Raw genomic sequence first — 24,220 nt, 5'->3', positions numbered from 1 at the left:
GTACTACGTCGCGCGTCTGACTGCCCGCACGCTATAATGAGTGTATAGAGGGATAATAATGAATACGATCATATGTACAACTTGTGGGGAGACTATAGAAGTCAACGCTGCGATGCAGGGACAGATTGAGGCTCAGGTACGTGCAACCGAGCATAAGAAACACGAGCTGGAGCTAGCGCGCGTCCGTAGTGAAGTCGAAGCCATAGCAAAGCGTGAACGTGACGCTGCAACCCTGCTAACGCGCAAGCAGCTGGCAGGCGAAAAAGAATTGCTGAAGAAAGAAGCTGAGGCAGAGCTTGAAATGGCCCGCAAAAAGCTGGAAAGCGAAGTGTTGAGTGCCCAGAAGAAATCTCTGGCCGATCAAGAGATGCTGGTACAGTCTCTCCGTGAAGACGCCGAGAGCGAAAAACAGTCAAACAAACAGCTTCGCACGCAGCTCGGGGAGTTGATGCAGAGCCTGCGCGGAGAAAAGAAAGCCCGCGAGAATGCTGAACTTGAAGCACAGAAAAAATTAGCCGCTGAAGAGGGGAAAATCCGCGAAGAAGTAGCCCGCACATCTGATGAAAAATACCGCCTCAAGATTGCCGAAAGCGAAAAGAAGCTGGCCGATACACAAAAAGCGCTTGAAGACGCTCAGCGCAAAGCCGCCCAAGGTTCGCAGCAAAATCAAGGTGAGGTGCTTGAACTGGATCTCGAAAACCGGTTGCGGGAAGAATTCCCTTATGATGAAATTGAAGAAGTCAAAAAGGGAGTTCGCGGTGCTGACGTGAAGCAACATGTCAAAAATCCTGGCGGTACTGCCTGCGGCATTTTGCTGTGGGAAACCAAAAACGGTAAGTGGCAGCCGGCCTGGATTGCAAAATTCAAAGCCGATATTCGCGGTGCGAATGCCAGCATTGGCGTAATAGTATCGCAGGAAACGCCGAGCGAAATTGGCGACCTTAAGAATATTGAAGGCAATGTCTGGGTGGTCTCACCGAAGCTGGCGACGCGTCTTGCTGCGGCACTGCGTATTACTATCCTGCATGTCGATAGCGCCAACAAGATGAATGCCGGTAAAGACGCTAAAATGGAAGCCCTCTACCAATTCCTGGTGGGCCCAGAGTTTCGGCATAGAGTCGAAGCGATTATTGAGAATTATACTGTTCTCCAAGATGAAATTGAACGTGAAAAAAGATCGAGTGCGCTCAAATGGGCGCGCCAGGAAAAAGCCATCCGAGCAGTTATTGACAACACCATTGGCATGTACGGCGATCTCCAAGGTATTACTAATCGGGCACTGCCGACCATCAAAACACTCGAGCTCGATATCGGAGACGATGACACTGAGGTCATAGACGAAGATCGAACAGTTACGCAGTTAAGCGTATTATGATAAAAACTTGACACAGAAATTTATATAGTTTATAGTTTTCTCAAATGTTCGAATGTAGTGACCCTGAAGCATACGGCGATATTACGTTTCATACTCTTGAAAGATTAGCTGAGCAATCCATGACGCCGTTAATGAACGGTTTGAATGCGCAGATTAATATTGATGGACCACCGCCGAATTTCGTACTGCCTACAGGCCCGCAAACGCCTTCAGATGTAAGGCAATACCTTACGACGCTCTCATGTATTGTAAACAATGGTGAGTTTAGTCCTTCGGCATATGAAACAACGAACCGAGCTTATTTATTTGCGGGTTCAGTTGCGCGGATATTATTTAGATCGGAGCCAAACATTTCATCTGCAAAGGATCTACAGGTTATTAAAACCCACGACGGCTATATTGATGCCTACGAACGGCTAAACGAAGCAGCGACAGCATATTACGAGACAGCACCGACAATCGATGGACTAGTCGGTGCTTATCAGTTTGAGCTTGATCCTTCGACGATATACCCCCATGTCGCGGAATTAGTCGCTGGCACGACTTTTATGGCTCTAGAACAGATAGAACAGAAACGAGTAGCAGCAACCGTTGATACTCGTTTTAGCACTATAATTACCGGGTTTGGCAGCTAGCCAGACGTTAGATTGTCTGCATCGAGCATGTACTTGATATAACAAAAGCCGCTTCTTTGTTCCTCGAGAGGAGAAGCGGCTAAGGTATTTGACCTACTTAAGGCAGGCAAACGTCTAAGGTTACGAAACTACGACGCGAGTACCTCTCTCATGTCGATTGTGATTTCCTGCCCGTTAGATTTAGGATTTTTCAAAAATTACCCCCTTTCGTTACGTGCTAATACTACATATTATAACGTTAATGACTCTCTGAATAAAGTCTCAGGCGTAGTAATATTAGTGACGTTTATTCATAGTGCTGCGATACGCAGTGTATTGTTCGGGAGCAAAAATGCCGCGGGCTGCAATGCCAGCAATCAATATAAGTAGTCGGAGCTGTTTACGCTACTAAGCCTGTTTTAGAAGCGCCGTTGCGACTGATTTAGCATAGCGTTTGCCGACGACATGGTTGACGCGGAGTGGATGCAGTTCGACGTCGCGGATCTTGGCGAGTTGTTTGACGTTATATGGTACGACAACCTCATCAAAAATACCGTAATAAATATCAATTGGCACAGATACATCCTTGATATCGGCAATGAGCGTTTGGTTTTCAATGCACTGCTCCAACGAACGAACAAAGGGCGTCCAGGTATCACGGGTGATGGCAAATGGATTGACGTGCGGCAGGAGATTACCTAAGCGGGCCATATTTTCTGGGGTAGCCCGGTGATGCGTTCGAAGAAATCTATATGCTCGCAGATATATGGAAGTACGCTGTCGGGCCGATCTGTTTTTAATAGTATCAATCGGCGCGTACACCGGCGGGCTCAGTAGTATGAGCCGACGTATATAGTTGGCATGATGACGGGCATAGCGCGTTGCGAGAAGGCTCCCTAGTGAATGGCCGAGCAGTATATATGGCTGATGTAAATGGAGGGCGTTCAGTGTCGCCTGGATAGAGCGGATATGGTCCTCCATACTGTAAGATACCCATTGCGGTTTTGGGGAGGAACCGAAACCGAGCAGATCGATCGTGATGCAGCGATACGACGCTTTGAGCAAGGGTGTTAGTTCGTGCCAGTTGGCCGATGATGATCCAAGCCCATGCAATAAGACTATGACAGGTTTATCTCCGCCATGATCAATCACATGCAGCCGGTAGGGGCGACCGAGTAATTTGTGCCAGAAGCGGTCTTTGAAACGTAGCTTTGTTGTTTGCATGCAACTCTTATAATAAAAGATTTTCTCTGACAATAAAAACTAGGCGGGTGTATGTACTATGAGGACTTGATAAAACGCATGTATCGGCATAAGCTAAATATAGGAAGTGTGAGGCTTCCAACCAAGACCCGGTTTTTACCGGGTCTTTTTGGTGGGTTGCACTTTAGGCTTTAATTGCAACAAATTTGCAATTAAATTGTTGCTGTATGACAATAGCTAACATGAGGTATGTTTTAAAATGATTGTCATACTACTCGCTGTCGCAGCATTCTGTTCGACTTTACTCGGCGGTTTGACGGCACTGCGTCACAAGGATAATCTGCATCGGCTACTGGGCTATACGGCCGGTGTTATTATCGGTGTCGTCGCTTTTGACCTGCTGCCGGAAATATTCGACGCCATGCAAGAGCAGAATATATCGGCTACAGGTCCGATGATTGCGCTGGTTGTCGGCTTCCTGGCGTTTCATATTATCGAAAAGAGTATTCTTATTCATCATTCGCATGAAACAGAATACGGCGAACACCACCACCCGCAGGTTGGCATGGCATCGGCACTGGCACTAAGCGGACACAGCTTCCTCGATGGAGTTGGTATCGGGCTTGGGTTTCAGATTGACGCTACTGTCGGTATTGCTGTGGCAATCGCTGTGCTGGCACATGACTTCTCTGATGGGCTGAACACAGTGGCGCTAATGCTGACCCACAAAAATGGCAAGCGCCGGGCGATAAAGTTTTTGTTTTTGGATGCGGTAGCTCCGATACTAGGTGCAGTATCAACGTTTTTCTTCCATTTGTCAGATACGGCACTTATCTGGTACCTTGGCTTTTTCGCTGGATTTTTGCTATACATTGGTGCAAGCGAAATATTGCCGGAAGCCCACAGTAAACATTCGTCGTACAAAACCATCGGCTTGACGATACTTGGCGTCGTGTCTATGTTTGTGATTACCCAGCTACTTGAATAAACATAAACGGGGTAGGGTATACTGATAGTATATGGAATATGTTCTGGTGGTACTCGGTGTCATAAATTTGCTTGGATTGCTCTATATGGCGACGCGCCGCGCTGGCGGGATTGATGGAGCCGTTACCCGTAATCTGACTCAGACGATGGCGCAGGAATTTGCTCGCAGCCGTCAAGAATACGCAGCATCTAGTAAAGATTTGCGGACGGAAGTTAGCAACGGTATATATCAAACACGCGAAGCGCTCGACAAACGGTTGGAACAAATGCGCGATAAAAACGACGAAAAGCTGGAGCAGATCCGCCGGACTGTTGAAGGCCGGCTTGAATCGCTGCAAAAGGATAACGCCGAAAAACTGGAAAAAATGCGTGCAACAGTTGATGAAAAACTGCAAAGCACACTGGAAAAGCGGCTTGGTGAATCATTCAAGCTGGTAAGCGACCGCTTGGAGCAAGTGCATAAGGGACTTGGTGAAATGCAAAACCTGGCAACCGATGTCAGTGATTTCAAACGGGTGCTGACCAACGTCAAGACACGTGGAACCTGGGGAGAAGTACAGCTGGAAAATTTATTGGAACAGGTTTTCATCAAAGACCATTATGAAAAACAGGTTACAGTCCGTGATGGCAGCCGTGACGCCGTCGATTTCTGTATTAAGCTGCCTGACAAAAGTAACAGCAAAGGATTTATATATTTACCGATTGATGCGAAGTTCCCGCTCGAAGATTATCAGCGCTTAGTTGCAGCCGAGGAAAAAGGCGATTTGTTGCAAGCAGCTATCGAGCAAAAGGCTTTGATCGGCCGTATCAAGGCCGAGGCGAAAAGCATCAAAGAGAAATATATTGTGCCGCCCAAAACGACTGATTTTGCCGTGCTGTATGTACCCATCGAGAGCATGTACGCCGAAGTGCTGCGTACGCCAGGACTGTTTGAAATGCTGCAGTCAACCTACCGTGTCACGGTGGCCGGTCCGACGACGATTGCTGCTATCCTCAGCAGCTACCAGCTTGGTTTCCGCACACTGGCCATAGCCGAACAAACCAGCGAAGTCTGGGAACTGCTAACTGGCATCAAAGGTGAGTTCGGTAAATTCGGCGATCTGCTCGACAAGACACATGAAAAATTGTTGCAAGCAACGAATACGATCGAGGATGCATCACGCAAGTCGCGCACGATTGAGAGTAAGCTCACAAAAGTACAGAAACTGGCTGACAAAACAGTCGCAGAAGCTGAGGAAGCTCCAAAACTTATCGAGGTGCGCGCTGACTAAACCAGCCGTGCTCAACCTTTAAACACCTGAATCTCAAAACCTACCCATGAGCCTCGTCAATCTGTCCGCCCCTAAAATTTTTCATCTTTGATGAAATAATTTTGGGGCCGCCCCGCAGGTTGCCACTCAAGGTGTAGGTTTCGAGATTCAGGCTCAATAGCGCTCAGCCGTTTTGTTTGGTAGATTCCTGGTGTAGCAAGTCAATTGCCAGAGCCGCCGTCCAGCTGAAATTATCAGTGCCGAGCGGTTCGCCGGTGATCGGGTCAAAATATTCAGCGAAGCCAGACTTGCCGACCATTTCTAGCGACATGTCACGCAGCGCTGATGCGTGATCGTGATAGCCATAGCGCTCCAGACCATCGATAACCATCCAGTTAATATTCATCCATGATGGGCCCTGCCAGTACCGCATGGGCTGAAACCATTTCGATCCAACAGCCGTTGATGGCAACGGGAAGGCTGGACCGTATAGATTGTCATTTTCAATCAGTTTTACAAGTTGTTCGGCACGTTCCGCTGATATGCAGCCTGAATACAGCGGCAGTAATGCTGCGACGCTCGTCTCTTTCATAAGATTATGAGTTATGAAATCCCTTGAATAATATTGCTTACTGTCCGAGTCCCATAATTGTTCCAGTGCGGCTTCAGTCTTTGTCATCCGGGTCGCTAGATCCGTGGGAACCTGACGACCCAAGGCTTTTGCGATGCCACGAAGCTGTTGGTTGGCCCGGACAAACATTGAGTTAAATGCCAGGTCCTCGATGAGGAAAAGCGAATGGTCCATGATCTTGTCGATATTGTATGCTTTGCGTCGCAGCCGACGCTGTGTGTCAAATAGCGCCAGGATTTCGATTGTTTCAAAGCGCTCGTCCATTGGTATCGTCTGAGTGTCTCTACGGAATTTACCGACAATACCGAGTAGCTTGAGCTTTTCAAGTGCCCGAATCCAGCCGGGCAGCTGATGCTGGTGCAGGTACGCCATCCACGGCGGTGTATTGTCCATACCGGCCTCCCAAGGATGTATAAGTAAGACAAGACCTTCGTTGTGCGGGTCGCGGTCATTGTATAGCCAAGTATGATATGCCAGAAGTGCTGGCCAGACTTCTTTGTACCATGCTTGCCGCTCAGAACTGGTCATCAGTTCGCCGATACGTGTGACAGCTTCTGCGATCATCGGTGGCTGGGTGATACCGCTCGTCGCAACCTTGTCTGGTGAATAGGGACTGACCCAGCTGCGCCAGGCGTTGCGGTCGGTAGCGTATTTTTTATCGTCATTAAAAATGATGTTTGGTACCATACCGTTCGACCATTGGCCGCGTAGTAGACTCAGAATTTCGGTTTGTGCGCGTTCACTATCGATATGACGTAGTCCAATAGCCGTAAAACAGCTGTCCCACAACCACTGATGTGGGTATAATTTTGCGCCGGGAACAGTGTATAGGCCGCCGCGGTCATTTGCAGCCAGTACAGCTGCGGCTGCTTCGAACATGGTCGGCTGACCAATAGTATCATTGCTCAAAACATCTGAAGGAAGATCTGTTTCGACAGGAATTTCGCTATCTTGCATATGGTTTCCAGTATACGCTACTGCACTCGTTATTATGTAGATCTAGTAGGATGATTATTGGGTGTTTGTAGCTATTTCGCGAGAAGAGGAAGCCGCTAGCGGTAATTAGTAAAACTAATGGCAAAGTCGAAGTCCTGCGAGCGCAAAAGCTGCATAACGTTTTGGAGATCGTCTTTGCTAGCGCTGGTAACGCGGACTAGGTCACCTTGAATCTGCGGCTTGGCCTTTGGATAGTGCTCGCGGATGAGGGCCGAGACCTTCTTGGCTTTTTCCTGATCCAGGCCTTTTATAAATGGAACTTCTTTGGTGGCTTTGAGGTTGCTTTCGACAACTTCTTTCGATAAATCGAGAATTTTTTGGCTTTGGCCGCGAGCCGCGAGCTTTTTACGAACGATGTCTAGTATGGTATCAATCTGCCAATCGCCGGCACCGGTAATTTTCAAACCAGTCTTGTCGCCGTTCAGCCATTCGATAGCAGCTGGTGTTCCCTTGAAATCGTAGCGGCTTGTTAGTTCGCGTTCGGTTTGATCGAAGACATTATTCATCTCGGCTTTGTCATATTCGGATACTGCGTCAAAAGAGAAACTTGGCATAATCTTATTGTAGTCTCTCCCGGCGATGTTGCAAACATAAGCTTATTGGAATAAGCTGAAATTATTGATAATAGAACAACGAAAGGTATTTGATAATGCGTATAAAAATTCAAATAGGCATGACGCTCGTGTCGGTGCTGGCCGCAGGTATGCTGGCAGTCGTACCGGCATCAGCCCGTGGCATGAATAGCGGCGGCGATGATACAGCCGACATGGCAGTAATTTCGGAGAGTAGCCAACCGTCGGCTGAATCCGGAACTGAAACTGAAGCAGACAAACAAAATACAACTGGAAAGGTCGAAGACCTTCGGCAGCGCGCCCAGAAGAAAGTTCAAGCTGACCGACAAGAAAAGAAATCAGAAAAAACCTTGGCAGTCCGCCAAAAAGCCTGCCAGGCCCGCGAAGCTAATCTCAACAAAAAAATCGTAAACTACAGCCGAAATGCCAAAAATCATTTGGCAAAATACGACACGACACTGACCAAGCTGCAAGACTATCAAACTGAGAAGCAGCTAACCGTGCCATCGTACGACTCGCTGGCCGCAGCTGCAGTAACCGAAAAATCACAGGCAACGGCCGCAGTCGAAGCGCTGTCGGCAGTCAGTGTCGATATAGACTGCACGGTGTCTGACCCTGCCGCCTCCGTCGCAGTCGTCAAAGAAGCAGTTAAAAACGCTCGGACCGCTCTGCAATCGTACCGAACGTCAGTCAAGGCAGTGCTTGTTGCTCTCATGACGGCCAAACAGACTGCAGCGCCAGCCGGCAGTACAACCGTTGAACCAAAGGAGACAACCGAATGAACCGTTCTAGAATAAACCAAGCTGGTTTTGGGGCTGTCGGCGTGCTTGTCGGACTGCTTTTGGTGGCTGTCATCGCGGGCGTCGGCTACAAAGTAGTCAGCATGAATAAACTTGATACTACCAGTCAAATCCCTGCGGCTACCACGGCGCCGGAGACTATTCAGACGCAAGCCGATCTGACGGCGACAGGCAAGAGCCTAGACCAATCGGGCAGCCAGCTCGATAGCGGCCTTGACGATAGCTCGCTTGACGCTGATCTAAATACTATGTTGTAAGTCTGTTCTGCGGCCATATTTGGCGTGCCAGGTCGGCCGCGGACTGCTATACTTGTATCTACCTATGACCTATCAAAATCTGAAAATCGCTGAAACAGCCGCTTTGCTACATGACCGTTTTCAGACACTCGCAGTCAAGGAAGATATATTGAAGGCAGTTGAGCTTCGAGCACTGTACGGCGAGATTGCAACGCTTGCGCCGGAAGAGCGCGGTTCGTTCGGCAAAGAATTAAACCAGCTGAAGCAGGAGCTGCAGGCGCTTGTCTCGGCGCAGCAGGAGCAGGCCGAAGCATTGCCACCGATCGATGTCACTGCGCCGTTTGATATGAATGTACCGGCGGATTGTCGGCCACATCTGCTAAGCAGTGAAGTTGGCTCGGCGCACCCGCTGATGCGCGAACGTCAGATTATGCTCGACATCTTTTACCGCATGGGATTTACTGCGTCCGAATCGCGGGAAATAGACGATGACTATCATATGTTCGGTGCGCTCAATTTCCCGGAAGGCCATCCGGCTCGCGATGACTACGACACATTTATGACCGAACAAACTGACGGCAACGGCAAGCGGCTGATCGCGCCGGCTCATACCAGCACCATGCAGCACCGTATACTACGCGAGTACGCTGACGGTTTGCGCAGCGGTCAGCCGATTGCTGTCGTGATTCCGGACCGCGTATTTCGCAATGAAGACCTGGATGCCAGGCATGAGCATACGTTTTATCAGTACGAAGGCATCTATGTCGACAAAGGCGTCCACGTCGGCCATCTGATGGCAACACTCAAAACCTTTCTGCAAGCTTATTACCAAAAAGAACTCGACATCAAGACACAGCCATTCTATTTCCCATTTACCGAACCGTCATTTGAATTTGCCATGAGCTGCCCGTTCTGCAACAAGCAAGGCTGTAGTATCTGCAGCCAGTCCGGCTGGATCGAGCTGCTCGGCTGCGGTATGATTCATCCGAACGTACTGCGCGAAGCCGGGATCGACCCGACTGTATACACCGGCTTTGCCTGGGGCGGCGGCATCGAACGGCTGGTCATGATGAAATATAATATCGAGGATGTCCGGCATTTTGAATCAGGTAAATTAGATTTTTTGAGGCAATTTTCATGAGTGACATACAAGATTTGATGCGGCGCGCCGAAGAGATTCGACAGAAATATGAAGAATCAAATGCCAAAAACGGCCTTGAAGCCTGGCGCATCCGCGATTACGCTATGGGATTCGGCGGTGACTTCGGCGATCTCATGAAGCTGGTTATGGCCAAAGAAAATCTGCGCGGTATCAGTGACGTCGACGCCAAGCTCGGCCATGAACTGGCTGATTGTCTATGGTCTCTATTTGTGATTGCCAATCATTATGGCATCGATCTGGAAAAAGAGTTTTTAGGTACGATGGATACGATTACTAAGCGAATTGATGAGCCAAAATCATGAAAATAAGTGTTAATGCTATCCGAGCATTTAATGAACGTTATGGTTGCGCCGGTGATCCAGCCCTGGACGGCGTAGAAGTGCTCGTAGAGCGAATCGGTGCACAGCTAGCAGCAGTCGAAGAGGTCGTTGCCATCGGCAAAAAATATGCTGACGTCATTATCGTTCGTATTGTTGATTGCCGTAAGCACGAAAACTCTGACCACCTCAGTATTTGCACCATTGATGACGGATTTAACACCCGAGCGAACATAAGCCTTGACAACAGTAGTAATACACCCGATGTCAAGCGAGACGGTAATGGCTATGTGCAGGTGGTATGCGGTGCCCCCAATGTACGGGCTGGCATGTTAGTCGCATGGTTGCCGCCAGGATCTACCGTGCCCAGCAGTTACGACACTGATCCATTTGTCCTATCAGTCCGCGAACTGCGCGGTGAAGTCAGCCACGGCATGTTGGCCAGTCCTCAGGAACTTGCCTTGGGGGACAATCATGACGGTATACTCGAAATCGACGAAGAGGTTGCTCCCGGCACGATGTTTGCTGATAAATACGGCCTGCGGGATGACGTCGTTATCGATATGGAAAATAAAATGTTTACGCATCGTCCGGATTGCTTTGGGATTCTCGGCGTAGCCCGTGAGATTGCTGGCATACAAGGTCAGAAGTACACCAGTCCCGCCTGGTACCTTGCTGATGCACCTGTAGATACATCTGCAGATAGTAGTCTGCGTATCGACATTCGCAATGAAGTGCCGGGTCTGGTACCGCGCTTTGTAGCTGTGCCGATGTCTGGCATTACAGTTGGGCCAAGTCCAGTGTGGCTGCAAGTCGAGCTGTCTCGCCTCGGCATGCGTCCGATCAACAATGTCGTTGATTTGACGAATTATCACATGCTGCTCACGGGGCAACCGCTGCATGCCTATGACTATGACAAAGTCGTGGCTCAGGACGAAGGAGCGGATCACGCAACTATCGTTATTCGCCAGCCAAATACTGGAGAGACACTGAAGCTGCTAAACGGCAAAACGATTGAACCACGCAGTGAAGCCATCTTGATTACTAGTGCTGGCAGAGCTATTGGACTCGGCGGCGTCATGGGCGGCGCTGATACGGAAGTTGACGCCTCAACCCGCAATATCATTCTGGAATGCGCTAGCTTCGATATGTATTCAATTCGCCGAACCTCCATGGCACATGGGCTATTCAGCGACGCCGTCACTCGCTTCAACAAAGGCCAAAGCCCGTTGCAGAACCTAGCGGTGCTCGGCCACATCATCGAGGGCTTGCAGCAGATTGCTGGCGGCCGCGTGGCAGGCGAGCTGGTGGATGATAATCATCTTGAGTCTAGGGTGATGGAAAACAAAGCTTTGTATCCTGACGTGACCATACCGACCGCATTTGTCACCGAACGGTTAGGCGTCCAGCTCAGTGGTGAAGACATGGCAGGCTTACTGCAAGCAGTCGAATTCGATGTACAGCTGTCAGACAATGTCCTAACTGTCCGGGCGCCATTTTGGCGTACTGACATCGAGATTCCGGAAGATATTGTCGAGGAAATAGGTCGCCTGTATGGGTATGACCGTCTTCCTCTCGACCTACCGCTTCGAGCATTGATGCCAGCCCACAAATGCATGCCGTTTGAAAAACAATATTATATTAGAAATGTACTCAAGGCAGCCGGTGCCAATGAGGTGCTGTCATATAGTTTTGTTCACGGCAATACGATCGATAAATCAGAACAAAACAAAGCATTTGCATACAAACTCAGCAATGCTCTCAGCCCTGATCTGCAGTATTACCGTCTCAGCCTGACGCCGAGCTTACTCGACAAAGTTCATGCCAATATCAAATCCGGCTATGACGCATTCGCAATTTTTGAAATAGGGAAAGTACACGCCGTCGGTGAAACGGATGAAGATAGTTTGCCAAAAGAATCCAACCGCTTAGCCTGTGTCTTTGTAGCCGATGACAAAAAAGCTCAGAAATCATACAGCGGCGCAGCCTATTACCAAGCACGTAAATACTTGTCGGCGCTAACTCAAGCCGACGAAGTGTCTTTGATGCTCCAACCGCTTAGCCAAGTAACAAATGGGAACGGTACATTGCTGGAACAATTGGCAGCGCCGTTTGACGCTTCTCGCTCAGCTGTCCTCATTCAAAATGATGAGATTGTCGGGATTGTCGGTGAATATAAGCTGAGCGTCCAGAAGGCTTTCAAACTGCCGCGCTACAGTGCTGGATTTGAACTCGCTACAGACAGTCTGAGCTCTGAGAGCCGAACACGTTACGTTACTCAGTCACGTTTTCCTAAAGTTTCACAGGACATCAGCCTGCGCGTCTCCGCTGGGCAGCAATATCAGCCGCTCCACGACGTGATATACCAGTCACTTCATGCCCGGCAGCCGTCCGCTAAGATGAATTTTATGCTAACACCGCTTGATATCTATCAGCGCTCAGATGATGCCGAGAACAAGCAAGTTACCTTTAGGATAAGTATTGCCTCATTTGATAAAACGATGACCGATAAAGAAGTGAGCGTTCTACTCGATGGCGTTGCCCAGGCAGCAGCCGATAGGTTTGGCGCTGTACGAGTGTAATGTGGTTCTAGGATAAAGTTGTGCGTGGTCCTGATGGCGATGAGAATCCCGAAGGGACTCAAAAATCTTCGCCACCAGGACCGTTCGCACCACGTAGGTAGTTACTCCTTCGTTGGAGGGAAAGGCCATGTATCAGGTGCGGACTCTGAAGTTGGTTCCTCCGGTTCGACGGCATCATGCTCGAGCTCGTCGATCGGGTCATCTTCTGCATCATCGACTTTCTCGACCTGAGCCGGGGCGAAGGCTTCGCTGACCAGGATCAGGTTGATGGGTGTTACTCCCGGTACTCCTTTCACAAGGGTTATGCCCTGTTCCTGCCCCGGTGTCTCCACTCTGAGATCTCCATACGGAACGGAGATGATTCGCATTCCAGCCAAGACATGTGACCAGAACGGGACGTAGACTGTGAGATCGGTGAAAGTCTTGACAGCAGAGCCAGGCGACTTCGTCCGAAGTATTCCGCTGATCTCCAGATATCGCCAGAGCGTGATGACCAGACGGGTCCGGTACCAGCCCAAGACCTTCCATGACGTGAAGGCTGTAGCGGTCCCTAGTATTGCAAGGGATACCACCACGTTGTCGACGGCACGTCCGATCAGATGCGCAGCGACCAAGGCCGCTAGCATGAGCAGAACGTAGGGAGAGATGTACACAGGATGTCTGTGTACATCTACTCTGATCGTCTCAGCCGGTGGAATGATCTTGGCGAGACGAGCGCTTGGCTTGACAGGCTTCAGATGCTTCTCGATCGTAGCCCTCTCGGCTTCCTCGATCGATCCGCGCAGGAATCCCAACAGGATCGGGGTCACGAACAGCAGCACAGTTAGCAGGACCGCGAACGGCATTGCTGGAGTCCAAATCAGACCCAGTCCGATCAGAGCTGCGGACGCCGTCATCACGAACAGCCAAGCGATCACCGTGCTCTGACGATCTTGTTTAGGCTGATCGCTAGCTATATCGGTACGGCGCCCGAACAAGTCGGTCCATTCCCTCAACTGCATACGCCCAGCCCATAGACCTGTCACGGCTGACAGAATGAGCGCGGTGGTCGTTGCACTTGCTGCACCGAACCAGGGCATTCCTGGTACGATCCACTTCAGAAGCGGGGCGTACAGCATCGGTGAAGCAATACCGACGATACAGCCGATGAGCAGTGCATTGCTCTCGCGGTCACTCTTCGTGGACATGTGTAACTCCTCTGAGGTGCGTGTCATCACGGGACGGTCCCGGAGACATGCATACAGTTATAGAACAATTTGTGCCATAAGCAAAGTATTTTGTTTCATGACTTACCCTGTCACCGCTATACTGTAGATAACGATGAAAAGTATATGGCGAATTATTAGCTTTACTAGCGAGCTGAAGCGCTATTATATTGCTGTTTCAGTTTTCACAATCTTGATTGCTATTCTTTCTCAGTTGACACCATTATTGACCAAAGCGGCAATCGATCAGATAACTGAAGCGGGCGGCGTACAAAACGCAAATGTCCGGTACGTAGCTATCATTGCGGCATTGATATTCCTGACAGATATCGCCCAGACTATCTTTAGTAATGTCGGCGGGTACTTCGGCGATTTACTGGCTGCCAAGCAGCGCCGGCTACTCAGCCAGAAATATTATGCGCATATTCTCGGACTGCCGCAGCACTACTTTGACCGCGAATTGTCCGGCAAGATTATCAACCGCATGAGCCGCGGTATTGACCAGATTACATCCTATACGCAGACATTGAGCAACAACTTCTTGCAGTTTATATTCAGCACAGTTTTCACACTGGCGATCGTGGCGTACTTTGCCTGGCCGGTGGCGTTGATGCTGGCTTCACTCTACCCAGTATTTATCTGGCTGACGGCACGCTCCAGCAGCACCTGGCAGGAATACCAGAAGTCTATCAATACCGATCTTGATGTGGCCAGCGGACGGTTTGCTGAGGGGGTCAGTCAAATCAAGGTTGTCAAAAGTTTTGTCCGTGAGGAACTGGAGCTGGGCTACTTCGACCGTCTTATGCGCCGGGTTGTCAAAACCACCAACCCACAGAGTAAGTACTGGCATAAGCAGGATATATTCCGACGTAGCGTGCTGGCGGTAATCAGTTTTGCGCTCTATGCCTATATATTCGTCGAAACTGCCCGTGGTACCTATAGCATCGCCGTTATGGTGCTGCTCATACAATACATGCAGCTTATCCGCATACCGCTGTTTAGTATCAGCTATCTTGTCGATCAGACGCAGCGCGCTATAAGTAATAGCCGGGATTATTTTGAAGTTATGGACGAACCACTCGAGCGGATTGATAGCGATGATGCGAAACAATTGCAGGTCGACCGGGCTGCCGTGACGTTTGATAAGGTTAACTTCGCCTATAAAGACGGTGTACCGGTGCTACAAAACGTAAGTTTCAAGGTACAGCCCAATAGCAAAGTCGCTTTGGTTGGCCAGAGCGGCGAAGGCAAAACAACGATTTCAAGTATCTTGCTTGGGCTGTATACGGCAGATGACGGCATAGTATCGGTTGACGGCCAGGATATCAAACATGTTACTCAGTCCAGCCTGCGGGCGTCGGTTGCCGTCGTATTTCAGGAGCCGGCGCTGTTTAGTGGTACGATTCAGGAAAACATCGCGTACGGCAATCCAGAAGCGAGCAACGATCAAATAATTGCAGCCGCCAAAGCAGCAAATGCCCATAAATTTATCGAGAAACTAGCTGACGGATATAAGACAGAAATTGGTGAGCGTGGTCTCCGACTGAGCGGCGGTCAGAAACAGCGCATTGCTATAGCTCGCGCAATTCTGAAAGACGCGCCCATCCTGGTGCTCGATGAAGCGACCAGCAGCCTTGATAGCCAAAGTGAGTTGCTGGTACAGGAAGCCTTGGAGCGGCTGATGGAACATCGCACGACGATCATCATTGCCCACCGGCTCAGTACCATACAGCATGTTGACCAGATTGTAACGATCAAAGGCGGTACGGTTGATGAATCCGGCTCTCCAGCTGAACTAGCTCAGTCAGGTGGCGTCTATGCAAAACTACTTGAACTACAGCAGTACAGCAGCGGCAAAGCTCGCGACAAAAAGCTCAAAGAGTTTGATATCGCAGCCTAAAACGATCGTTTGAAGACCGGCTGACCGTCAGCCCATAGAATGATAGGGGAGTGATATGGTAGAATTGTCTGCAGTTAGGGTAACGATAGATGTAGTAACAATGTAAGAAAGGGGAGCACAGTGGCTGATTTTAAGGAAGTACGGGACCGGGCATTTGCGCTCAGTGGTGCCATATTATTTTTTGTAACATCGATAGCGCTGACGGTTGTTGTCATCGCACAGATCATACAAGAGAATAATCAAAAGAAACAGACGGCTAATACGGCAGTAACAGATCAGAAGCCTCAAGCAGGCAAGCTACAAGGTACGAAACTTGCCGGATTTACGCCAGTAGCGTCAGTAACTGAAATCCAATCAACGGACCTCACGCCAGGAACGGGTGCTGAAATCACTTCCGTTGACAATACTATCACTGCTGATTATACCGGCGCCCTCGCCAAGGACGGTACTATTTTTGAGAGTTCACTCGATGCAGGCCAGCCGTTTACGAGGAAGCTCAGTGAAGTGATACCAGGCTGGCAAACCGGCATGATTGGTATGAAAGAAGGTGGCAAGCGCCGTTTGGTCATTCCAGCTGCTCAGGCGTACGGTGAGCAGGCAACCGGAAGTATTCCAGCCAATTCTGACCTGGTGTTTGATATTACGCTACAAAAGGTAGCCCAGTAATCCGTTCTGTAGCCCATATATAAATTTGATTAAGGAGACACACATGGATAATTTCACCCCCATCGATCACGTAGCTGAACTCACAAAAATTGATATACGCGAAGGTTCCGGCGATGAAGTACAGCCAGGCGCAACCATCACGGCTCACTACACCGGTGCCGTTGCTGCAACCGGAGTTGTTTTTCAAAGCTCCAAAGAGTTTGGTCGTCCAATATCATTCGGGCTGCATCAAGTTATCAAGGGCTGGACTGACGGCGTCCCAGGTATGAAAGTCGGCGGTGTACGCCGTCTGCTGATACCGGCAGCTCAGGCATACGGCTCGACGCCTCCTCCCGGCTCAGGTATACCGGCTGATGCTGATCTCGTGTTCGATATAGAGCTGGTACAAATCGACGCGTAAATCGAGGGAATATTGGAAAAAAACACAACATGTAGCGTATTGTGTATAGCATAAACGCTATATATACTGTACGAAGTACGGTATAATACAAAAAAGCACATGTATGTGCATGGAGGAAACTTCTTATGGCTAAAAATATTACAATCTTTACGACTAACACCTGCGCCTACTGTGTCATGGTCAAAAAATGGCTCGCTGCAAAGGGACACGCATACGAGGAAGTCAATATTGATCAATACCCTGACCGCCAGGCTGAGGCGCTTGAGCTGAGCGGTGCGCTGACAGTTCCAGTAACTGTTGTAACGAAAGACGATAACTCCCGCGAGGTTATAGTCGGATTCAACCTTGCCAAATTGGCTCCGGCTGTCGCTTAAGATATATCCCGGCTAGTAAACTGAAACAACAGTATTTTTTTGACCAACTACAACAAAGGACAACTAGCATGACAGAAACAACCAGTGCAACGACAACTGAAATACCAACCCACGAAGTCATTATTATTGGCGCCGGGCCAGCGGCCTTGACGGCAGCGATCTATACCACGCGCGAAGATATTGAAACGCTGCTTTTTGAGCGTGGGGTTATCGGTGGGCTGGCTGCTGTAACTGACATGATTGATAACTATCCTGGCTTCCAAACGGGTATCGAAGGGCTGAAACTGGCAACCAACCTGCAAGAACAGGCTGAACGCTTCGGTGCTGTCATTGAACTTGGTGAAGTAACGCGGATCGTTAACGAGGGTACCTACAAGCGTCTAGAAACAACCAGCGGTGACATGCGTGCGCGAGCGGTGCTAATCGCTACCGGTAGTGATTATAAGAAAATCGACGTACCCGGCGAACTGGAATATTATGCGCGCGGCGTCCATTACTGTGCTACCTGTGACGGTGCCTTTTATAGGGATAAGCGCTTGGTCGTTGTCGGCGGCGGTAATTCAGCGGTACAAGAAGCTATTTTTCTAACTCGCTTTGCATCACACATTGACCTGCTGGTTCGCTCGACTATCAAAGCCAGCGATGTATTGAAGAAAGATTTGCAGCAATACGTTGACGCCGGCAAAATTACGGTACATCTCGGTACTAAAACAGAAGAGATTGCTGGTGAAGATAATAAAGTTACAAAAGTGGTGGGTAGTGACGAAGCTGGCGCTACAGTAGAGTTTCCGACCGATGGCGTATTTGTTTTTGTCGGCTTGTCACCAAACTCACAGTTCCTGCAGAAATCAGAAGTCAAGCTCGATGAAATTGGCTTCATTCTGACTGATCAGCATATGCAGACGCAGATGCCAGGTGTGTTTGCAGCCGGAGACATACGCAGCGGTGCGACTATGCAAATTGCATCGGCAGCCGGTGAAGGCGCCACGGCAGCGCTCAAACTCCGCGAATACCTAGAATCCCAGCCACACCCAGTGCAGAACTAAAAGCGTATTATCCTATGAGCGTCGTATTGAACGGTATACGTGTCGGATTTCCGAACGACGGACTGTTTTATAATTCGCTATAGCCTTCAAAATAATCAAAGACGATCTGATGCGGCGGAACATGATAGTCGCGTATAAGTTCAGTGTGAAATTGTTCCACCATTGATTCGACGCCCGACAAATAGATCTGCGTGTCAGATGTATAGTGCTGCATGATATCACTGCTTGCCAATCGCCGCTTGCCTGTTCCGGCAGTCGTGTCCATGACGGGCTTGACATCGGGTGTAATTATCCGCCTTGTCAAGCCAGATTGCTCATTATAAGCGTCGAACACGGACTGCAGTGCAATGTCTTCAAGACGCGCCACGGTGTAGAGAAGCGTAATATTCCGGGTGTCTTTAGTATCAAGCAGATACTGCGTCATACCGGTGTAGGATGCAATACCGATACCGCCTGCCACAAACAATAACGGAATAGATGCATCGAGGGGTAGGATTAAATCACCCATCGCATCATATATTATGATTTCATCCCCGGGGCGTAGCGCAAGCAGGGCACGCTTGAAGCTACTACCATCGTCATTGAAAACTTTCAGCGATATCTTCAACAGATCCTGCGTTGGTGAAGACGACAGCGTCATTGTGCGGCTATCGCCGCGGCTGTCTATATCAGAATGGGGAACGACAATAGAGGCATATTGCCCGGCTTCGTAGCGGTAGGCAGGTTGTCCTGGCACAGGACTAAAATATAAACTGGCAATGGTTCGTGCCTGATTTTCCCATTCTTGTTTCACGAATCGCGCACGCATCTATAGTAGTGTAGCAGACTGCAGTGCCCACTAGTAATGCCGGCTATTCAACCGAATAGATTGGTTTGGAGCGCAGAGACCTTATGAGCAAGTCAGGGCGATCGGTACAAATCCAAATACCGGGATAAAACCGCTGTAGTAGGCGGGCGACGGTGACGTTGTTGACGGTGTATACCTGAATCTGCAGCCCTAGCTTCTGTGCGGCGTAGTATGTCAGTGGATTGAGCCATATATAATTGAGATTTATACCATCGGCATCATGTATACGGATGCTTCGCATCAACCCGACTGGACTGTAGTGGCGGCCAACAAAAGCCGGTATATCCGGTCGTAATCGTTTACATTCGCGTACCACGCGGTTGCGGTGGGTAACAAACGTAAACTCGTTGTCGTATGTTTCGAGAAGTCTGCTGAGCTCAGAAATGCCGTGATCGATTTTGAGGTCAAGTACAATAGGGATGTTCGGAACCGCAGCCAGCACCTCCTGCAGTAGCAGCAGGCGATGGCCATTTGACAATAAACTAACCGTAAGTTCACCGTATGTTTGTTTTGAAACCCTGCCATGAGTTCCGTTGCTCAGCCTGACACGATCATTGTGACAGACGACGAATTGGTTGTCACGGGTTAGCCGCACATCAAGTTCGATGGCGTCGACGCCCAATCTTTTTGCTAATAAAAAACCTGGTAGCGTATTTTCCGGTTGGAGACCGGCTGCTCCACGGTGGCCCACAATTTTTGTGGTATTGTTTTTTGTCATATATTCATCTTAGAGTGTACAATATGAGCGATACAGACGCTAATGTAACGGAGGAATATACCATGGCTGACTATAACGTAGTACTTGAGACAGGCGATTATCAAAACGGCATCGTCAATACGGTTATCGAAATACCGCAGGGTAGCTTTCTAAAGATTGAATGGGACCGCAAACGGGCCTGCTTTATGCTGGACCGCGTCGAGCCGAATATATACGCCAAACCGACTAACTACGGCTTCATTCCACAGACGCTTGATGAGGACGGCGATGAACTCGATACCTTGGTTGTCTGCGACGAGCCGATTCCAACTGGCGTCTATACTAGTGCAAAAGTGATTGGCGTGATGAACTTTATTGACGACGGTGAAGCTGATCACAAGATTGTTTGCGTACCAGCCGATGACCGCAATACTGGCGACAGCATCCAGACACTTGATGATCTCGGCGAACGCTGGAAGGCGAAAGTTGAGCAGCACTTCACCCACTATAAAGACCTCAAAAAGCCTGGCAGTACCAAGGTCGAAGGCTGGGGCGACGTAGAAGCTGCCAAGCAGATCATTGCTGAATCAATCGCGCGCTACGCTAGCGGAGCATAAGTATGCGGACATCTCTCATCGCAAAAGCAGTTGTATTTGACGCTGCTGGCAATGTACTGCTGCTCAGGCGCAGCGCGACTGACACGCGCCGTCCGGGCGAACAAGATTTTCCAGGCGGCGGTATCGAAGACGGCGAAGAGTACCGAGCGGCTGTCTGCCGTGAGATCTTTGAGGAAGCTGGCCTAAGCGTAGCCGTTGGCAATGTCCATTTGTTTTACGCTGCCTCAGAAATATACCGCGATACTAATATCACGCGTTTACTATTTTGGACACGGGTGCAGGATGCGGCGGTGCAGCTCAGCTTCGAACATGACGAGTACCAATGGGTAACCCCCGAGGAAGCACTGCGGCTGTTTCCGCACCCGATGTATGGTACCGGCCTCGCGTATGGCTTAAAGCACGGGATCTTTGTAGCATAAGCATTGTTCGTGGTAGACTTTCTTTATAATGAGCCTAAACCATTTGAACAGTTCAAGAACCTATTTTACGCTGTTTCCTGAAGCCGGTGCTTCACTTGATAATTATGTTGAAAATGCATATCTGAATGCAGGACTGAGTTACGATAACGGTGCGACGCAGGGGCTGACTACGAGTGCATTAATACTTTCAGCGACCAAAGACCAGGTGTGTATGCTGTATGACAAAACCAACGATCATTGGATATTGCCAGGTGTTGCACTCGATACGCCTGGTGTCGAACCACAAGTTGCTGCTCATGAAATAGCGTCAACGCTCGCGGGTACTATGCTCGTCAAGGCGCTTCACGTAGTAGCTCAAGATCCGCAGGTCCCGCTTGATTATTCAATGGCTGCGGTTCGGCCGCCTGACTATTCTGGAGCAAAACCCGTCATGTCGCTGGATCTTTGCTATCCATTTGTAGCATCGGCAACTCGAAATGATTTATATAATACACAAACACCGGTTTTAGATCCGAATGGTCCTGTGCATGCAGAATGGATATTTTTTGACGATGAGCGAGCTCAAGCAATTGCACCTAAGATTGGTAAAATGTGCCGGTTGCGAATGGTAGCTGTCAATGAGTGGAACCGTACAGCGGCCGTGTAGCAGCATTAAATAGATTCTGTATCTATTTATCTTCGAGCATCCCTTTAGCGCTACCAATTTCCTTGATCACGAATGCGCGTTGTTTTTTTGTCAGGTTACGAGTTTCGTCAACTTCAACAATGAGCGCTCCCAGGTGTGCGACTCGGTCACTGACGTACTGTGGAAGATATGCTTTTGGAATCAATTTTGTTGCTATCACTTCGCTACTGCCGCGTGCGTACGGGGTGAATATTCCGCGACGCAGCGCTAAATCTTCAGCAAAGACATGGGCTTCTTGTGAACGGAGTACCGACGACCGTTTGGTATGTGCGTTCGGCTGGCTGGTAACGCCGTAAATGGGTGGTAACCCAGCGTCGATCTCGCCGGTGTCTAACAAGTGTACAAATGGCACAACTAGTTTGCCTACACTATGCGCGCGGGAAGGTATTTCGAAATAATCTATAGGGCTGGTAGGCAAACCTAAATCATGCAGTTTGCTATGAATCAGCTCAGTTTGTTCCAGCATATGCGGTGCTTTTCTGAAATTCATTTCTGCTTCTTGCAGTTGATTCGGTGGGGTATCCCATATCATCATACTTATTATACACGATTTATTATCGTTGTCAATGTGCTTAAGCTATTGCACCAGACGAGCATAACTTCTACAATGCTTGCATAAGCAATATAACTTTGAGTGAGGGTACTGCATGAAGACACGCGTAGCAATTAACGGATTTGGACGAATTGGGCGGAATGCTTTTAAGGTAGCCTTTGAGCGCAGCGACATTGACATAGTTGCCATCAACGACCTGACGGATACGCGAACTCTGGCGCATCTGCTCAAGCATGACAGTAATTACGGTCTCTACTCGCATGATGTCAGCCACGATGAGCAGCACATTATCGTCGATGGTAAAAAAGTGCAGGTATTTGCACAGCGTGACCCAGCCCAGCTGGACTGGAAATCGCTTGATGTTGATGTAGTTATCGAATCAACTGGTTTCTTCGTCGATCCGGCCAAAGCTCGGGCTCATATCGACGCCGGTGCCAAGAAAGTTGTATTGTCAGCTCCAGCCAAGGGCGAAGGCGCGACGACAATCGTACTGGGCGTAAACGAGGACAAGCTCGAGAGTTCAAATGATATTATCAGTAACGCATCGTGCACGACCAATTGTATTACACCAGTCATGGCTGTTATCGAGGGTGCATTTGGTATCGATAAGGCTATGATGACCACCGTACACAGCTACACCGCCAGCCAGGTGCTGCAGGATGCTCCTGCCAAAGATCTCCGCGAAGGCCGCAATGCTGCCGAAAACATCGTACCGACCACTACTGGCGCATCGATTGCAGCCGGGCAAGCATTGCCTGCATTGCAAGGCAAATTCGGCGGGATGTCAGTCCGCGTACCAACCCCCGTCGTATCACTGAGCGACTTTGTCATCATCACCAAACGCAATGTTACCGTCGAAGAAGTAAATCAAACATTCAAAAAAGCCGTGACAGAACCATTCTTCCAAGGCATTTTAGACGTCACCGAAGAAGAACTTGTCAGCAAAGACTTTATTGGTAATAGTCATTCGGCGATCGTTGACCTCAAACTGACCGCGGTTGTCGCCGGTAACATGCTTAAGGTGGTTGCGTGGTACGACAATGAGTGGGGTTACAGTAACCGACTGGTTGAAGTTGTCGCTGACACCGGTAAACTGCTGCATAAGGCCGAAGAACACAAGCACGATTAATCTGGTATAGAATACACAATGAAAATATATATCGGCGCCGACCACAACGGATTTCATCTCAAAAAGCAATTATACGATTTTTTGCTGCGCAGCGGCTATGACGTAATCGATGCCGGCGACCTGCAGCTAGACCAAAATGATGACTTTCCACAGTTTGCTGGCCGGGCGGTTACTGGGCTGCTCGCTGACGGCGACGCTAGTTCTAAAGGCATCCTCATCTGCGGTAGTGGTCAGGGCATGTGCATGGCTGCCAATAGATTCAAGGGTATACGAGCCAGTCTGTGCTGGAACTTGACTGAAGCCCGGTCGGCCCGCAATGATGATGACAGCAATGTGCTCTGCCTTAGTGCCCGCAGTCTCGATGACGCCAAGGCGCAGGCTATCATGACAACTTGGCTCAACACGCCGTTTGCCGGGGCAACCCGTTTCAAACGCCGCTTGCAGGAACTTGATCAACTTGGATAGGGTATAACGGAAGCAAATATGAAATTTCCAAAACAACGAACCGCGGCCTCAGCCGGAGCTTTGCAGGTACCAGCCGGCCTGCAGCGGGCATTCGTCATTGCAATGACTGTGTCGGCGGCTGTAGGAATGGCATTTACGCTCGCTCTGTATATCTTCAATTCAACGGGTTATTCATGGAGTTATGCGGCTGTAATTATCCTGAGCGGGTTACTACCAGTGATCGCATTCTGCATTGCCTACATTCTATCCGGGCGGTATCCAATTCGACTCAACCGATGGTTCGTGGCAATTATAAAATCTGCTGCATTCATGGCCGTATATGGCGTGTTGGTCTCATTAAAAAATTATTCTGGAATTTTTTTCGTCGGCGACTCGCAGCCAGGTAGCCAGCCGCCAGCGTGGGTAACGTCATACGCAGTTGATTATGTGATTATGGCTGTCTGTGTGGTGGCATACCTTATAATCCTGATTCGAACGAAAGACAAAGTATAG

The 24,220-nt window shown here is 49.3% G+C and carries 27 protein-coding genes; 20 read left to right on the top strand and 7 right to left on the bottom strand.

Features of this window, described 5'->3' with window-relative positions:
- The first annotated feature begins 58 nt into the window (after positions 1 to 58).
- Together VF575_02280 and VF575_02275 are read left to right on the top strand one after the other, a co-directional pair.
- Positions 59 to 1,375 (top strand): DUF2130 domain-containing protein, encoded by a 1,317-nt coding sequence (locus tag VF575_02280; protein ID HEX8182407.1) that lies wholly within the window; start codon positions 59 to 61, stop codon positions 1,373 to 1,375.
- Between the two features lie 44 nt (positions 1,376 to 1,419).
- The gene (locus VF575_02275; GenBank protein ID HEX8182406.1) at positions 1,420 to 2,010 is read left to right on the top strand and encodes a hypothetical protein; all 591 of its coding nucleotides are present in this window, start codon (positions 1,420 to 1,422) and stop codon (positions 2,008 to 2,010) included.
- A 387-nt stretch (positions 2,011 to 2,397) separates the two neighbouring features.
- Here VF575_02275 and VF575_02270 read toward each other — a convergent pair whose 3' ends face one another.
- Positions 2,398 to 3,213, bottom strand: a complete 816-nt coding sequence (locus VF575_02270; protein HEX8182405.1) for an alpha/beta fold hydrolase — start codon at positions 3,211 to 3,213, stop codon at positions 2,398 to 2,400.
- Positions 3,214 to 3,451: 238 nt separating this feature from the next.
- Here VF575_02270 and VF575_02265 point away from each other — a divergent pair, with 238 nt between their 5' ends.
- Together VF575_02265 and rmuC are read left to right on the top strand one after the other, a co-directional pair.
- Positions 3,452 to 4,180, top strand: a complete 729-nt coding sequence (locus VF575_02265; protein ID HEX8182404.1) for a ZIP family metal transporter — start codon at positions 3,452 to 3,454, stop codon at positions 4,178 to 4,180.
- 31 nt (positions 4,181 to 4,211) lie between these two features.
- Entirely contained in the window at positions 4,212 to 5,450 is a 1,239-nt protein-coding gene (rmuC, locus tag VF575_02260) for a DNA recombination protein RmuC (protein ID HEX8182403.1), read from the top strand.
- A 163-nt stretch (positions 5,451 to 5,613) separates the two neighbouring features.
- Here the strand turns inward: rmuC and VF575_02255 are convergent, their stop codons facing one another.
- Together VF575_02255 and VF575_02250 are read right to left on the bottom strand one after the other, a co-directional pair.
- Positions 5,614 to 7,017: a trehalase family glycosidase gene (locus VF575_02255; protein ID HEX8182402.1), complete on the bottom strand. Its 1,404-nt coding sequence runs from the start codon at positions 7,015 to 7,017 to the stop codon at positions 5,614 to 5,616.
- A 95-nt stretch (positions 7,018 to 7,112) separates the two neighbouring features.
- Positions 7,113 to 7,610, bottom strand: a complete 498-nt coding sequence (locus VF575_02250; protein ID HEX8182401.1) for a YajQ family cyclic di-GMP-binding protein — start codon at positions 7,608 to 7,610, stop codon at positions 7,113 to 7,115.
- A 95-nt stretch (positions 7,611 to 7,705) separates the two neighbouring features.
- Here VF575_02250 and VF575_02245 point away from each other — a divergent pair, with 95 nt between their 5' ends.
- From VF575_02245 to pheT, 5 genes are all read left to right on the top strand, one after another.
- The gene (locus VF575_02245) at positions 7,706 to 8,410 is read left to right on the top strand and encodes a hypothetical protein (protein ID HEX8182400.1); all 705 of its coding nucleotides are present in this window, start codon (positions 7,706 to 7,708) and stop codon (positions 8,408 to 8,410) included.
- On the top strand, positions 8,407 to 8,685 hold the full coding sequence (locus VF575_02240) for a hypothetical protein (protein ID HEX8182399.1): 279 nt from the start codon (positions 8,407 to 8,409) through the stop codon (positions 8,683 to 8,685). Before VF575_02245 ends, VF575_02240 begins: the two co-directional genes overlap by 4 nt.
- A gap of 64 nt (positions 8,686 to 8,749) precedes the next feature.
- On the top strand, positions 8,750 to 9,805 hold the full coding sequence (locus VF575_02235) for a phenylalanine--tRNA ligase subunit alpha (GenBank protein ID HEX8182398.1): 1,056 nt from the start codon (positions 8,750 to 8,752) through the stop codon (positions 9,803 to 9,805).
- Complete coding sequence (locus tag VF575_02230; GenBank protein HEX8182397.1) at positions 9,802 to 10,128, top strand: hypothetical protein; 327 nt, start codon at positions 9,802 to 9,804, stop codon at positions 10,126 to 10,128. Before VF575_02235 ends, VF575_02230 begins: the two co-directional genes overlap by 4 nt.
- On the top strand, positions 10,125 to 12,725 hold the full coding sequence (pheT, locus tag VF575_02225) for a phenylalanine--tRNA ligase subunit beta (GenBank protein HEX8182396.1): 2,601 nt from the start codon (positions 10,125 to 10,127) through the stop codon (positions 12,723 to 12,725). Before VF575_02230 ends, pheT begins: the two co-directional genes overlap by 4 nt.
- Positions 12,726 to 12,826: 101 nt before the next feature.
- Here pheT and VF575_02220 read toward each other — a convergent pair whose 3' ends face one another.
- A complete protein-coding gene (locus tag VF575_02220) occupies positions 12,827 to 13,912 on the bottom strand; it encodes a hypothetical protein (protein ID HEX8182395.1) in 1,086 nt (361 codons plus the stop codon).
- A gap of 133 nt (positions 13,913 to 14,045) precedes the next feature.
- Here VF575_02220 and VF575_02215 point away from each other — a divergent pair, with 133 nt between their 5' ends.
- The 5 genes from VF575_02215 to VF575_02195 all read left to right on the top strand — a co-directional run bounded on the left by VF575_02215 (position 14,046) and on the right by VF575_02195 (position 18,316).
- Positions 14,046 to 15,830 (top strand): ABC transporter ATP-binding protein, encoded by a 1,785-nt coding sequence (locus tag VF575_02215; GenBank protein ID HEX8182394.1) that lies wholly within the window; start codon positions 14,046 to 14,048, stop codon positions 15,828 to 15,830.
- A gap of 120 nt (positions 15,831 to 15,950) precedes the next feature.
- Positions 15,951 to 16,496, top strand: coding sequence for an FKBP-type peptidyl-prolyl cis-trans isomerase (locus VF575_02210; protein HEX8182393.1), 546 nt, complete (start codon positions 15,951 to 15,953; stop codon positions 16,494 to 16,496).
- Positions 16,497 to 16,539: 43 nt separating this feature from the next.
- Positions 16,540 to 16,896 carry an FKBP-type peptidyl-prolyl cis-trans isomerase gene (locus VF575_02205; protein HEX8182392.1) on the top strand — a complete coding sequence of 119 codons (357 nt, stop codon included), beginning with the start codon at positions 16,540 to 16,542 and terminating at the stop codon, positions 16,894 to 16,896.
- A gap of 125 nt (positions 16,897 to 17,021) precedes the next feature.
- On the top strand, positions 17,022 to 17,270 hold the full coding sequence (locus tag VF575_02200) for a glutaredoxin family protein (protein ID HEX8182391.1): 249 nt from the start codon (positions 17,022 to 17,024) through the stop codon (positions 17,268 to 17,270).
- A gap of 68 nt (positions 17,271 to 17,338) precedes the next feature.
- Positions 17,339 to 18,316 (top strand): FAD-dependent oxidoreductase, encoded by a 978-nt coding sequence (locus VF575_02195; protein HEX8182390.1) that lies wholly within the window; start codon positions 17,339 to 17,341, stop codon positions 18,314 to 18,316.
- A gap of 67 nt (positions 18,317 to 18,383) precedes the next feature.
- Here VF575_02195 and VF575_02190 read toward each other — a convergent pair whose 3' ends face one another.
- Both VF575_02190 and VF575_02185 read right to left on the bottom strand, forming a co-directional pair.
- Entirely contained in the window at positions 18,384 to 19,124 is a 741-nt protein-coding gene (locus VF575_02190; protein ID HEX8182389.1) for an FAD-dependent oxidoreductase, read from the bottom strand.
- Positions 19,125 to 19,167: 43 nt separating this feature from the next.
- Positions 19,168 to 19,881 (bottom strand): glycerophosphodiester phosphodiesterase family protein, encoded by a 714-nt coding sequence (locus VF575_02185; GenBank protein ID HEX8182388.1) that lies wholly within the window; start codon positions 19,879 to 19,881, stop codon positions 19,168 to 19,170.
- A 23-nt stretch (positions 19,882 to 19,904) separates the two neighbouring features.
- Here VF575_02185 and VF575_02180 point away from each other — a divergent pair, with 23 nt between their 5' ends.
- Genes VF575_02180 through VF575_02170 form a run of 3 tightly spaced genes read left to right on the top strand, consistent with a single transcriptional unit; the run spans position 19,905 to position 21,542 of the window.
- Positions 19,905 to 20,477: an inorganic diphosphatase gene (locus tag VF575_02180; protein HEX8182387.1), complete on the top strand. Its 573-nt coding sequence runs from the start codon at positions 19,905 to 19,907 to the stop codon at positions 20,475 to 20,477.
- A 2-nt stretch (positions 20,478 to 20,479) separates the two neighbouring features.
- Positions 20,480 to 20,896, top strand: coding sequence for an NUDIX hydrolase (locus VF575_02175; protein ID HEX8182386.1), 417 nt, complete (start codon positions 20,480 to 20,482; stop codon positions 20,894 to 20,896).
- Positions 20,897 to 20,939: 43 nt separating this feature from the next.
- Complete coding sequence (locus tag VF575_02170; protein ID HEX8182385.1) at positions 20,940 to 21,542, top strand: hypothetical protein; 603 nt, start codon at positions 20,940 to 20,942, stop codon at positions 21,540 to 21,542.
- A 22-nt stretch (positions 21,543 to 21,564) separates the two neighbouring features.
- On the opposite strand, the gene VF575_02165 is transcribed toward VF575_02170, so the two are convergent.
- On the bottom strand, positions 21,565 to 22,071 hold the full coding sequence (locus VF575_02165; protein HEX8182384.1) for a hypothetical protein: 507 nt from the start codon (positions 22,069 to 22,071) through the stop codon (positions 21,565 to 21,567).
- A 157-nt stretch (positions 22,072 to 22,228) separates the two neighbouring features.
- Between VF575_02165 and gap the strand changes: the two genes are divergently transcribed.
- Genes gap through VF575_02150 form a run of 3 tightly spaced genes read left to right on the top strand, consistent with a single transcriptional unit; the run spans position 22,229 to position 24,220 of the window.
- Positions 22,229 to 23,263 (top strand): type I glyceraldehyde-3-phosphate dehydrogenase, encoded by a 1,035-nt coding sequence (gap, locus tag VF575_02160; protein ID HEX8182383.1) that lies wholly within the window; start codon positions 22,229 to 22,231, stop codon positions 23,261 to 23,263.
- A gap of 18 nt (positions 23,264 to 23,281) precedes the next feature.
- Positions 23,282 to 23,728: an RpiB/LacA/LacB family sugar-phosphate isomerase gene (locus VF575_02155; GenBank protein ID HEX8182382.1), complete on the top strand. Its 447-nt coding sequence runs from the start codon at positions 23,282 to 23,284 to the stop codon at positions 23,726 to 23,728.
- A gap of 18 nt (positions 23,729 to 23,746) precedes the next feature.
- Entirely contained in the window at positions 23,747 to 24,220 is a 474-nt protein-coding gene (locus tag VF575_02150; protein ID HEX8182381.1) for a hypothetical protein, read from the top strand.

The sequence above is a fragment of the Candidatus Saccharimonadales bacterium genome, assembly GCA_036388415.1.
Taxonomy (GTDB): Bacteria; Patescibacteriota; Saccharimonadia; order Saccharimonadales; family UBA4665; genus UBA4665.
This window is presented reverse-complemented; position numbering and strand designations above follow the sequence as displayed.

Bases quoted from the DNA above. Each gene is read 5' to 3' on its own strand.
- VF575_02280 (HEX8182407.1), top strand. From the start codon at position 59: ATGAATACGATCATATGTACAACTTGTGGGGAGACTATAGAAGTCAAC.
- VF575_02275 (HEX8182406.1), top strand. From the start codon at position 1,420: ATGTTCGAATGTAGTGACCCTGAAGCATACGGCGATATTACGTTTCAT.
- VF575_02270 (HEX8182405.1), bottom strand. From the start codon at position 3,213: ATGCAAACAACAAAGCTACGTTTCAAAGACCGCTTCTGGCACAAATTA.
- VF575_02265 (HEX8182404.1), top strand. From the start codon at position 3,452: ATGATTGTCATACTACTCGCTGTCGCAGCATTCTGTTCGACTTTACTC.
- rmuC (HEX8182403.1), top strand. From the start codon at position 4,212: ATGGAATATGTTCTGGTGGTACTCGGTGTCATAAATTTGCTTGGATTG.
- VF575_02255 (HEX8182402.1), bottom strand. From the start codon at position 7,017: ATGCAAGATAGCGAAATTCCTGTCGAAACAGATCTTCCTTCAGATGTT.
- VF575_02250 (HEX8182401.1), bottom strand. From the start codon at position 7,610: ATGCCAAGTTTCTCTTTTGACGCAGTATCCGAATATGACAAAGCCGAG.
- VF575_02245 (HEX8182400.1), top strand. From the start codon at position 7,706: ATGCGTATAAAAATTCAAATAGGCATGACGCTCGTGTCGGTGCTGGCC.
- VF575_02240 (HEX8182399.1), top strand. From the start codon at position 8,407: ATGAACCGTTCTAGAATAAACCAAGCTGGTTTTGGGGCTGTCGGCGTG.
- VF575_02235 (HEX8182398.1), top strand. From the start codon at position 8,750: ATGACCTATCAAAATCTGAAAATCGCTGAAACAGCCGCTTTGCTACAT.
- VF575_02230 (HEX8182397.1), top strand. From the start codon at position 9,802: ATGAGTGACATACAAGATTTGATGCGGCGCGCCGAAGAGATTCGACAG.
- pheT (HEX8182396.1), top strand. From the start codon at position 10,125: ATGAAAATAAGTGTTAATGCTATCCGAGCATTTAATGAACGTTATGGT.
- VF575_02220 (HEX8182395.1), bottom strand. From the start codon at position 13,912: ATGTCCACGAAGAGTGACCGCGAGAGCAATGCACTGCTCATCGGCTGT.
- VF575_02215 (HEX8182394.1), top strand. From the start codon at position 14,046: ATGAAAAGTATATGGCGAATTATTAGCTTTACTAGCGAGCTGAAGCGC.
- VF575_02205 (HEX8182392.1), top strand. From the start codon at position 16,540: ATGGATAATTTCACCCCCATCGATCACGTAGCTGAACTCACAAAAATT.
- VF575_02200 (HEX8182391.1), top strand. From the start codon at position 17,022: ATGGCTAAAAATATTACAATCTTTACGACTAACACCTGCGCCTACTGT.
- VF575_02195 (HEX8182390.1), top strand. From the start codon at position 17,339: ATGACAGAAACAACCAGTGCAACGACAACTGAAATACCAACCCACGAA.
- VF575_02190 (HEX8182389.1), bottom strand. From the start codon at position 19,124: ATGCGTGCGCGATTCGTGAAACAAGAATGGGAAAATCAGGCACGAACC.
- VF575_02185 (HEX8182388.1), bottom strand. From the start codon at position 19,881: ATGACAAAAAACAATACCACAAAAATTGTGGGCCACCGTGGAGCAGCC.
- VF575_02180 (HEX8182387.1), top strand. From the start codon at position 19,905: ATGAGCGATACAGACGCTAATGTAACGGAGGAATATACCATGGCTGAC.
- VF575_02175 (HEX8182386.1), top strand. From the start codon at position 20,480: ATGCGGACATCTCTCATCGCAAAAGCAGTTGTATTTGACGCTGCTGGC.
- VF575_02165 (HEX8182384.1), bottom strand. From the start codon at position 22,071: ATGAATTTCAGAAAAGCACCGCATATGCTGGAACAAACTGAGCTGATT.
- gap (HEX8182383.1), top strand. From the start codon at position 22,229: ATGAAGACACGCGTAGCAATTAACGGATTTGGACGAATTGGGCGGAAT.
- VF575_02155 (HEX8182382.1), top strand. From the start codon at position 23,282: ATGAAAATATATATCGGCGCCGACCACAACGGATTTCATCTCAAAAAG.
- VF575_02150 (HEX8182381.1), top strand. From the start codon at position 23,747: ATGAAATTTCCAAAACAACGAACCGCGGCCTCAGCCGGAGCTTTGCAG.